This is a genomic window from Paenibacillus aestuarii (assembly GCF_027789125.1).
Lineage (GTDB): Bacteria > Bacillota > Bacilli > Paenibacillales > NBRC-103111 > Paenibacillus_E > Paenibacillus_E aestuarii.
In genome coordinates this window covers 12867-22639 of sequence record NZ_JAQFVF010000091.1, presented here as the reverse complement: position 1 = coordinate 22639, position 9773 = coordinate 12867, and the positions used below count along the sequence as shown (strand labels likewise).

At 44.3% G+C, this 9773-nt stretch carries 8 protein-coding genes and 1 pseudogene; 2 read left to right on the top strand and 7 right to left on the bottom strand.

Annotated elements, in window-relative coordinates; translation table 11 throughout:
* On the top strand, window positions 1–394 hold a 394-nt coding region (locus tag O9139_RS31780; protein WP_270885759.1), incomplete at its 5' end, for a transposase.
* Between the two features lie 579 nt (window positions 395–973).
* On the opposite strand, the gene O9139_RS31775 is transcribed toward O9139_RS31780, so the two are convergent.
* From O9139_RS31775 to O9139_RS31765, 3 genes and pseudogenes are all read right to left on the bottom strand, one after another.
* Window positions 974–2452 carry an Lsa family ABC-F type ribosomal protection protein gene (locus tag O9139_RS31775; protein ID WP_270885758.1) on the bottom strand — a complete coding sequence of 493 codons (1479 nt, stop codon included), beginning with the start codon at window positions 2450–2452 and terminating at the stop codon, window positions 974–976.
* A gap of 172 nt (window positions 2453–2624) precedes the next feature.
* Window positions 2625–2795: pseudogene (locus tag O9139_RS31770) on the bottom strand (23S rRNA (adenine(2503)-C(8))-methyltransferase ClbB); the annotation flags it as partial.
* A 122-nt stretch (window positions 2796–2917) separates the two neighbouring features.
* On the bottom strand, window positions 2918–4357 hold the full coding sequence (locus O9139_RS31765) for an MFS transporter (RefSeq protein WP_270885757.1): 1440 nt from the start codon (window positions 4355–4357) through the stop codon (window positions 2918–2920).
* 186 nt (window positions 4358–4543) lie between these two features.
* On the opposite strand from O9139_RS31765, the gene O9139_RS31760 reads away from it, so the two are divergent.
* Entirely contained in the window at window positions 4544–5461 is a 918-nt protein-coding gene (locus O9139_RS31760) for an AraC family transcriptional regulator (RefSeq protein WP_270885756.1), read from the top strand.
* A 118-nt stretch (window positions 5462–5579) separates the two neighbouring features.
* On the opposite strand, the gene O9139_RS31755 is transcribed toward O9139_RS31760, so the two are convergent.
* From O9139_RS31755 to O9139_RS31740, 4 genes are all read right to left on the bottom strand, one after another.
* Entirely contained in the window at window positions 5580–5954 is a 375-nt protein-coding gene (locus O9139_RS31755) for a MerR family transcriptional regulator (RefSeq protein WP_270885755.1), read from the bottom strand.
* Window positions 5955–5982: 28 nt separating this feature from the next.
* Window positions 5983–6963, bottom strand: a complete 981-nt coding sequence (locus tag O9139_RS31750; protein WP_270885754.1) for an aldo/keto reductase — start codon at window positions 6961–6963, stop codon at window positions 5983–5985.
* A 326-nt stretch (window positions 6964–7289) separates the two neighbouring features.
* Window positions 7290–7760: a DinB family protein gene (locus O9139_RS31745; RefSeq protein WP_270885753.1), complete on the bottom strand. Its 471-nt coding sequence runs from the start codon at window positions 7758–7760 to the stop codon at window positions 7290–7292.
* A 438-nt stretch (window positions 7761–8198) separates the two neighbouring features.
* Window positions 8199–9305 (bottom strand): phosphodiester glycosidase family protein, encoded by a 1107-nt coding sequence (locus O9139_RS31740; RefSeq protein WP_270885752.1) that lies wholly within the window; start codon window positions 9303–9305, stop codon window positions 8199–8201.
* Between the last annotated feature and the right edge of the window lie 468 nt (window positions 9306–9773).

The following is a 9773-nucleotide window of genomic DNA, read 5'->3' as shown; positions in this document are numbered from 1 at the left end:
ACAGTTTCCCAGTGCAGCGCATTTATGCTCTTGGGCTGGATTGGTACCTGGACATAATGAAAGTGCAGGGAAAAAGAAATCTGCCAAAACCACAAGCGCAAACAAGTATCTTAAATCTGCGTTAGTAGAAGCAGCCCATTCTGTTGCTGCATCAAAGAATTTTCTCGGAGCAATGTATAGGCGGACAGCTTCTCGAAAAGGTAAAAAACGAGCAGCAATAAATGTTACCCATGCAATGCTGCGAATTGCGTTTTATCTCCTCACTCGTAAAGAAATGTACGTAGATCTTGGTGAAGATTATTTTGACAAACAGAAGCAGCAATCTATTGTAAAGTATGCCGTTCGAAGATTAGAGAACTTAGGTTACTCCGTAACAATTGCCGCTAACTCCTAGATCCATTTCCCCATCTTACAGACGCTTCAAAAAATGATTAAGTGGCGTCTTATTTAGTGCGGCCTTTTTCTGATACTCCGGATTTAATTTTCATGGGAGCTGAATGCCCAAAAGTATAAATATTTTGGTCTACTCGGCAATCGGACGATATTCTTGCTTAGATCGACAATCGGATATTCTTGACATTGAGAAATGACACGAATATGTTCCGATAAAAATAAAAACGCCGCCATTTGGCGGATATTAATCGGACTATAATCTTGTCACTCGACAAAAACAGTCCAAATAAATGGACTGTTCTTCTACAAAACGGCTGAGGGGGACTTCTGCGTTTCGCCAGCAAAAGTCCCCCACTAGGTACACCTCTGTCATTTGAAGCTTTCTCAGAACGCAAAAGCCTCAAAAAAACGGTCTTTTCCATCAGCGTGAGCGATGGCGAACTCATGCCGCACAAGGACGTATTCGCCCTTCTTGCGCGTCCAACCCCAAGAAACTTGCCGTTACTTATGGGTACGGTTCTCCGTAATTAATCTTCAACTAAACTCCCTCTGCCCGTATAGTTTAACGCTCCAAGAATAACTATAAGGCTACCTTTTTCGTAGCCACATTTTCTTGAAATGTCTGGTCATGCTCAACAAATACCATTGTTGCGTTAAAGCTTTGAATAAGCTCTTCAATTTGCATACGTGAATAAACATCAATAAAATTTAGTGGTTCATCCCAAATATACAAATGTGCTTTTTCACATAAACTTTTAGCTATAAGCAACTTTTTCTTTTGTCCACCAGAATAGTGGGATATATCTTTTTCAAACTGGATACGGTCAAAATCCATTTTTCGTAGAATGGATTTAAATATTGATTCATCAATCTGATTTTTTTCAATAAAGTCAGATAACTTTCCCTTTAAATAAGAGGTATCTTGTTGTACATAAGAAATGACAAGGCCTGAACCAACTTTCAAAGTACCTGTATATTGGAGTGGCTTCCCTAGAATAAGTTTTAAAATACTACTTTTTCCACTACCATTCTTTCCATCAAGTACAACTCGGTCTCCTGGTTCAACATGAAAACTTATTGGAGCATTAACTAATTCACCATCATACATAACAGATACATCCGTTAACTGAATTAGTTCTTTAGATTTGTATTCCAATGGCTCTAACTGTAATGACTCTGTTTTTTCCACATTTTTTAGCAGCTTTGACTTTTCTTCAATAGCTTTTTGTTGCCTTGATTCCAGGTTCTTTGCACGTTTCATCATTTTTGCAGCTTTATGTCCTAAATACCCCTTGTCCAATTTAGAACCAGAATTTGTTGTACCATTTTTGGAAGCTTCTACTTGATGAGACCAATTGGCTGAACGCTTTGACGATTGTTGCAGCCTTCCAATGTCTTTTTGCAAACGCTCATTTGTTGCTTCCTCATGTTCCTGTTGTCTATCAAAATTCAGCTTCCAAGATGAATAATTTCCACTTTGAACTTCTATATTGGCTCTGTTTATAGACAAGATGTGGTCAACACAGCCATCCAAAAAGTTTCTATCATGTGAAATTAAAATGAATCCTTTTTTCCTTTTTAAATAATTAGAAACCATCTTTCGTGCATGGGTATCAAGGTGATTGGTCGGCTCATCAATTAATAAAAAATGCCCTTCATTCAAAAACAGTGCAGCAAGTAAAACCTTCGTTTGTTCCCCATTCGATAATGTTTCAAATGGCCGGTACATCACTTCAGCATCGACATCTAAATAAGATATTTCTCGAAGAAGCTTCCAATCTTCTGCCTGTGGACATATCTCTTCTAATATTTCATGTGTAAATCTGCCTTTATCCGAGACAGGATACGGGAAATAATTGAATTCTACCGAAGAAATAATTTTTCCGCCATATTCATATTTCCCCAATAATAGATTGAAAAAAGTTGTCTTGCCTCGTCCGTTTCGACCAATAAATCCAAGCTTCCAATCCGTATCTATTTGAAAACTAACATCTTCAAAAATATTATCAAAGCTGCTTGGATAAGAAAATGTCAGGTTTTGTACTTGAATCATTGACATGTAAAGTTCCTCCTTTTTATAACACATACTTCTTTATAAAAAGTCGGTACATATCCATCTATTCTCATTTAACTCCGTATAAGTTTAATGGATATTAACGACTTATACGGAGTATGTCATGTGTAACAACCGTGTCTGTACTCAAGTTACCCCTCCTTCCTCCCCACAGTGACATGCCCATAAACGAGACACTATCCACGGCTTGACCATTTAAATGAAAGTATAACAATTGATCGGTAATTTCACCAGCAGTTAGATTTCATTTCAGTCCAATTGTACTTATAACACAGAAGCGACAACCATACTCGCATCCGCACTAACTTAAAGTACAGTATGATTTCCAGCAGCACCCATGACCTTGATCCCGTTTCCGAAACGCCATACACCGTAAATTAGGTCTGTTTCGATAAAAAATAAAGAAGTCGCAGTATTTAACGACTTCTTTATTTTTTCTTTTTAACACAATTACGGCGAATTCGAATCAACGTTTAGGCTACTTACTGGCTTCATCTTCGCGACGGCGCGTTGCGCTCTATCCGCCGGCAGCAGAAAGATCAAGACCGTAACGAGTGAAGCCGTAAGGAAAATGACCGAACCCCCGATCGAGACGGAGATCGCATGGGCAAAAGACGTACCGGAAGTAACTGCCGGTTGTTTCACTGCCTCGAAGACGGCGATCAGAACCGCGAGCCCGAGCGAAGATCCGGTCTGATGGGCGACATTGACGAGCCCTGATGCCGCTCCTGCATCCTCGGCTTCTACATTGGACAACCCTAAGATCGTGAACGGTTGAAAGATCATCCCTGCACCGAACCCCATGACGATCAATGGGAAAAACAAATGAGGGAAAAAGTTGGAATCTGCCGAAATGAAACTCAGCCAGCTTGTTCCGGTGATCGCGATTACCAATCCGCTAATCAATACTTTAACGTTCCCGAATCGGGCTACGAGCGAAGGCATGGCATACATCATCGCGAACTGAACGGCCATGAACGGCATAATTCCTAGTCCGGCCTCCAATGAACTAAAATGAAGGACATTCTGCAGAAATTGCGGGACGAAGAAAAAGATCGGATAATTTCCGCATAAGAGCAATAGCCTCCCCAAGTAAGCTCCAGATCGCATTCGGCTCGCGAACAACCGAAGAGGCGTAATCGGCTCTTTCGCCCGTGTTTCGGTCTGCACGAAAGCCGCTAGCGATACTCCTCCAAGCGCAAGCGAACCCCATACTTCTGGCGATCCCCATCCGACAGACGCAGCTTGAACAAAGCCGAATGCCAGCGCCGTCATGCCGATTACAGATGTCAAGGCTCCCAAGATATCCAGACGACCCTTTTTCATATCTGTCTCCCGCATATATCGGGGTACCATAAGGAGCAGCGCGATGCCGATCGGCACGTTGAGGAACATACCGGCGCGCCAAGAGATGACGTCTGTTAGCAATCCACCAACGATCAAGCCGACGCTTCCTCCAGCTCCCGATACGGCGCTGTAAACAGCGATCGCCTTCACCCTCTCCTTGGCTTCCGAGAAGGTAACAGCCAACAAGGCAAGCGCCGACGGCGTCGCCATCGCTGCTGCTAATCCTTGCAAAGCGCGGGCGGCGAGTAGCAGCGAAGCAGACGGTGCCAAGCCTGCCATTACCGATGCCAGCGAGAACAAGGCGATCCCCGCGCTGAATGTTCTTCTCCTTCCAAAAATGTCCCCCGCTCGAGCCCCTAATAACAGGAAGCCTCCGAACGCCAAAATATAAGCGTTTTGCACCCAAGTCAATACAGCCGTTGATAGCTGGAGTGTACGGCCGATTTCAGGTAACGCGGTAATCAAGATGGAACCGTCAAGCACCATGATCAGCTGACTGGCGACAATCATCGCCAAAATGATCCGTTTCGAATGTTCATTCATGAGGGTAACCTCCCTTTCGTCTTCTAACGACATTATGGCACGAATCGACTTCACGAAATAGCTCGTTCCTGCTTAAAAATTGCTCAATACTGTAAAGTTAAAATTCTTAAGATTCTATAAATGGGTTGGCGATCTTCGGGGCAAGGAGTATAATAAGAGGTAAAATAAGAACGGGGGGACGCTCCCATGCAGACGAAATTGGATCAATTATTGGAGATGGTGGAATTTTTTAATCTTGCGGAAGGGCGTTCAGAGACGGTTATCCCCTTTTTTTCGCTGATTCGGCGCAACCGGCCGACGGCGTTGATGCCCGGCGTTCTCACACCCTCTTTTTGCCTAATTCTACAAGGATCCAAGAAACTCCATCTCGGTCAGGACACGATCTATTATAGTACGGGCGACTATTTGGTCTCGTTGTTTGATATTCCGGCCTCCGGTCAAGTCGTCGGCGCTACGCGGCAATCGCCATATATCGGCTTACGCATTGATTTAACGGCGGAAGAAATTGCCTTTGTCATGATGGAGGCTGAAATCAATGTAAAACCGCCCAACCAAAAGATGGGCCCCGGAGTCTATGTAGGCAAATCCGATGAGCACTTGCAGCTCTTATTCATCCGGCTATTGGAGTTGCGAGAAAGTCCCGAAGCGGAAATTCGCTTTCTGTCTTCGCTGATCAAACGCGAAATGATTTTCCGCTTGCTTACGGGAGATTACGGGCACTTGTTTGTCCAACGAGTCTTCATGGATCAGCAGAGCGGGGGGATTAGCAGAGCTATTGAATGGATCAAGGAGAATTACAACAGAACCTTTACGATCGATGAGGTTGCGAGATCTTCCAACATGAGCGTATCTGGACTTCATCACAAATTCAAAGCTGTCACGACGATGGCTCCTCTGCAATATCAGAAGCAGCTCCGTCTTCAAGAAGCGAGACGCCTCATGCTGAACGGCTCCGCGAACGCGACGGCCGCCGCGCTGGAAGTCGGATACGAGAGCCCGGCTCAATTCAGCCGGGAATACCGCCGGCACTTCGGGCTTCCACCGCTTCAAGATATCAAAGCTTTACACAGATTACCCGTACCGGAAGCATTCGAGACCAGCTAAAAACCTTCAATTCCGCGGAAGATTCTTCCCATATGTCCATAAATAAAAAAGCGGTAGTCTTGGACTGGAAAATACAGTCTAGACTGCCGCTTATATTGAACTTTTCTTGCTAAGAATCTTATTCACGAATGTGCACGCTCATTAATGACTCATAAATTAACAGTTTTTTGTTTACAGCCTCGTTCGCTCTGTCCAACTCTACTTGTTTTCTTTGAAGTTCAAGCTTGTGTTTTTCCAATATTGCTTGTCTTTCCGGTATCGTTACATCGCCTTTAACGGTTAGATCAACCATTTTCCTTAAAGTTACAACGGACATGCCAGTCGCGCGCAGACGCATCATGATGTCTATCCAATCCATATCCTTTTGTTCAAACATCCGGTTCCCATTAGGGTCTCGTTGAATATTAGGAAGTAATCCTTCTTTCTCATAATAGCGGATCGTGTGAGGAGGAATCCCGAACCATTCTGAAACTTCTTTTATTGAAAAACTCAAAATCAACACCTTCTCATGGATCGCTATGCTATAGGTTTACGCTTCTCATATCAGGATAACGGGTTCCGAAGGCCGCTCCTTTGGGAGCAGCTTCATCGATACGCGCCAAATCCTCTTTCGTCAGTTCGATCGCAATAGCGCCGATATTCTCCTCCAGGTACTCTCTGCGTTTCGTTCCCGGAATTGGTACAATGTCGTTTCCTTGTGCCAATAACCAAGCTAAAGCTAATTGGGACGGCATTACGCCTTTCTCGGCGGCTATTTCTTCCACACGTCTAACGAGTTCCAAATTCTTGATGAAATTATCTCCTTGAAACCGGGGCGAGAACCGTCGGTAATCGTCTTCCGCCAAGTCTTCGAACTTTTGGATTTGACCCGTAAGAAATCCGCGTCCGAGCGGACTGTATGGAACAAATCCAATCCCGAGTTCTCGGCAAACCGGTAAAATCTCATCCTCCACGTCGCGGCTCCAAAGCGAATACTCTGTCTGCAGCGCGGTGATCCGGTGTACCGCATGTGCGCGCCGAATAGTCGTTGCAGCTGCTTCGGATAACCCGATATAGCGGACTTTACCTTCACTCACCAGTTCGGACATAGCGCCGACCGTTTCTTCAATCGGAGTAAGAGGGTCTACCCTGTGCTGATAGTACAGATCGATATAATCAACGCCAAGACGGCGAAGACTGGCGTCACACGCTGCTTTTACATATTCCGGACGGCCGTTGACGCCCAGGAATTTACCATCTTCACTTCGCATATTACCGAATTTTGTTGCCAGAATGACTTCGCTGCGGCGCCCTTTTACGGCTCTGCCGATAAGCTCTTCGTTTTTTCCTACGCCATACATATCGGCCGTGTCCAGTAAAGTAACTCCAAATTCTATTGCTCTGTGTATGGTCCGGATGGCCTCTTCTTCGTCACGCCCGCTGTAAAAGTCGGACATGCCCATGCAGCCGAGTCCGAGTGCCGATACCTCTAAGCCGCTGTTGCCTAACGATCTTGACTTCAATGTCATTCACACCTTTCTATCCAATATTGGTCAAATAAAACATTTATGTATTCGGCCCGTATTCATCATACATCTTAAAGTATACTTTAAGGCAAGCGTTATTTATCTTCCGCTCTCTTGACATGATTTACGGCGAGAAATGAAAATGGCACCCATCTGGCTAGCTGCCGTCATCTTTGTTGAACAATTCTGCCTCATGCCCTTTTCGATCTCTCCCAGCTACCAGCTCTTCCTTCGCTGCTTATTTTACGCTTACTTAAGATGAAATCCTGCGAATTCATGAGTATGAGTGTTTTCGAGGGAGCTTAATGCGGCGGTGCCATCGGTTAAAACAAACCCCGGTGAATGAGATTAGCCGTCACGGGGACTTTGCCCACTTCCCTCGACCATACAGACAATTGGCCGATATGGTGGATTTCATGTGCGATGACATGCCGCATGACTTCTCCATATTTGAAGTTAACGGGCTCCCCCTTTGGAGTTAATTCCGATAACTCCTTCAAATCCATTTCATTGGTCCACGACAAGACGAAAGGACGAACTTCCTCGTGAAACCTAGCGGATAAATCCGTCACTTTCTGCAAGCTGGCATAGGATTCAAACGGCTCCGTGAACTCTGGCTTCCCTTGCATAACAGATATCCAGCTGAATTCCACATCCGCAATATGAAACAACGTGTGCAAAATGCCTCCGACCCCTCCTATCCGTTTCTTTAGCAGTTCTTCTTCGGAAACTTCTTGGCACCAAGCGAACCAGTCTTGTCGAACTTGCCAGTTATAAGCGAATAATTTCAACAACTGTTTTGCCTCCTCATAGATCCTGAATTTGAAAATAAAAAAAAACACGGGCAATCAGCCCGTGGCCAGAAGGGTTCGGACACGCGCACGCGTATCCTAGACGCACATCTGTTCCGAAAGGGGGGCTACTTGCATTACAACATATATGCGATTTTTATTCATTGCTCCCACCTCCTTTGTCGATTCCATAATCTTACATGGCGACTTCCTATACGTCAACCTCTTTGCCCATCGGGGAAACAGAATAAATGAAAAAGTATTGTGCAGTCCCCAGGATTCAATTATTCCATTGCGTTCCTCAATATTTCTAGGAGGGTCACCTCCTGGAATCATCCACTAATTTTGTTTACCAACGTAATTTCACTAGCAGCGCCTATAAAATTTATCAATCCGATGTAAACGGCTCTGCATATCGTTCTTCCTTTATCGTATTTCTTATCACTTTTTAGAAGCAAACGGTTTATATGCAGAATTGAAATGCGCCATGTCAACACCGTTCCAGACATTCGATACTTTCACGGTATCCGGATGATCGAACACCAGGAACGCTGTCGGCAGGTACCTCATTCCATAACTACTGGAAGGCCGATTCACAACCTGATTATCCTTGACGAGTACAGAGGAGGAACCGCCATCCAGATTCGCTGCTGTAATAGCTCCTTTGGCCAGCAGCAGTTGCTGCGCATCATAGAGTGTTGCACCTATGGAGTAGCCCGGCTGCCTTCCATCGATAACAAGGAAAATGATCGTACCATCCTTGGTTTGTGCTATGCATGTACGTGGAGCAATGCCCCAACCGTCTGCTTCATTCTTAATTAAACCTTTTCCATTTACAATAAATTTAGGTTGAAAAGAAACCGCATCCTTAACTCCCATCTTCACCAATTCAGAAGGTTTGTAGCGGCCGGCTACCATAATTCCTTTGCGGTCCAGACCGACTACATTAACGGGATCTTCCATGCCTCCATCGCTGTATAAAAGCTTTCCTCCCGACATGACGACCCCAATCGGTCGAAAACCGTTGCCGTCATAATTCGGATCGTCAAAGGCGCCGCCATTCACACCGGCAATTGCTCCTGTCCTCTTAACCATGCTGAGGATTTGTTCGCCTTGCCCTTGCATGCTTGTCGTAACGACTCTAATCATTTGCGGGTTGTGAACAATCAGCATATGCCCTTTAAAATTTTTCCCGGTCACAGGCTCAACCGTAACGGCATTATTTTTGGTATTCGGAATAATGTCGTGGTTATCTTTCACTAATCCCATACTGTCAAATAGTTTTTCGTAGTCTGCTGTACGACGGTCCAGCTCACTCTGACCGATTAAGTATTTCGCATAATCGCGATGCTGCGAAGTAATGAGCGTATCAGCGAGCATGTACCGCCAATTTGTACCAGATGGCGTTACATAAAACCAGCCGATAAACATACATACAAGAAGAACCAACATCATAGCAAGAAACCGCAGCTTTAATTTACGCCTTGGCTTCACGACTGGCTGTGTCCTTTTTTCCTGAGCTAAGGGGTAACCTTGATAATTATTCATCCTTCAACACCTCTTTGTGCAAGCAATCTTTCACATTCTAATTCATTATCATTAAGCAATTATGAAAAAATGAAATTCTAATCCATGAACAGGATAACGATAGTAGAAAGAGGAACAGAAAGAAACTGCCGAATGAGTCGGCAGTTTCTTTCTATAGTGCGCTCTTAATAATCCCTACGGTCTTATTTATTAACAGTTTGTCGAAATTTGTAGCAATATAACTTCTCAGCATAACAACAAAGATGACAGCTTATGCCAAATGACTTTTGTGAAGCACTACAAAATCTCAAACACGATGATGAAATGCGACCAAAGGTACTTATGTATGTTATCAAACGAATCCTCGAAAAGAGACAGCATGAGAACAAAATCAAGCGATTTTTTAAGAGAAAAAATAAAGTTGAGGCTAAAAATTGGAGTTAGGGGTTGATCGATCTGCTGAGGACTTCCACTCTAAGAAAAAACGAC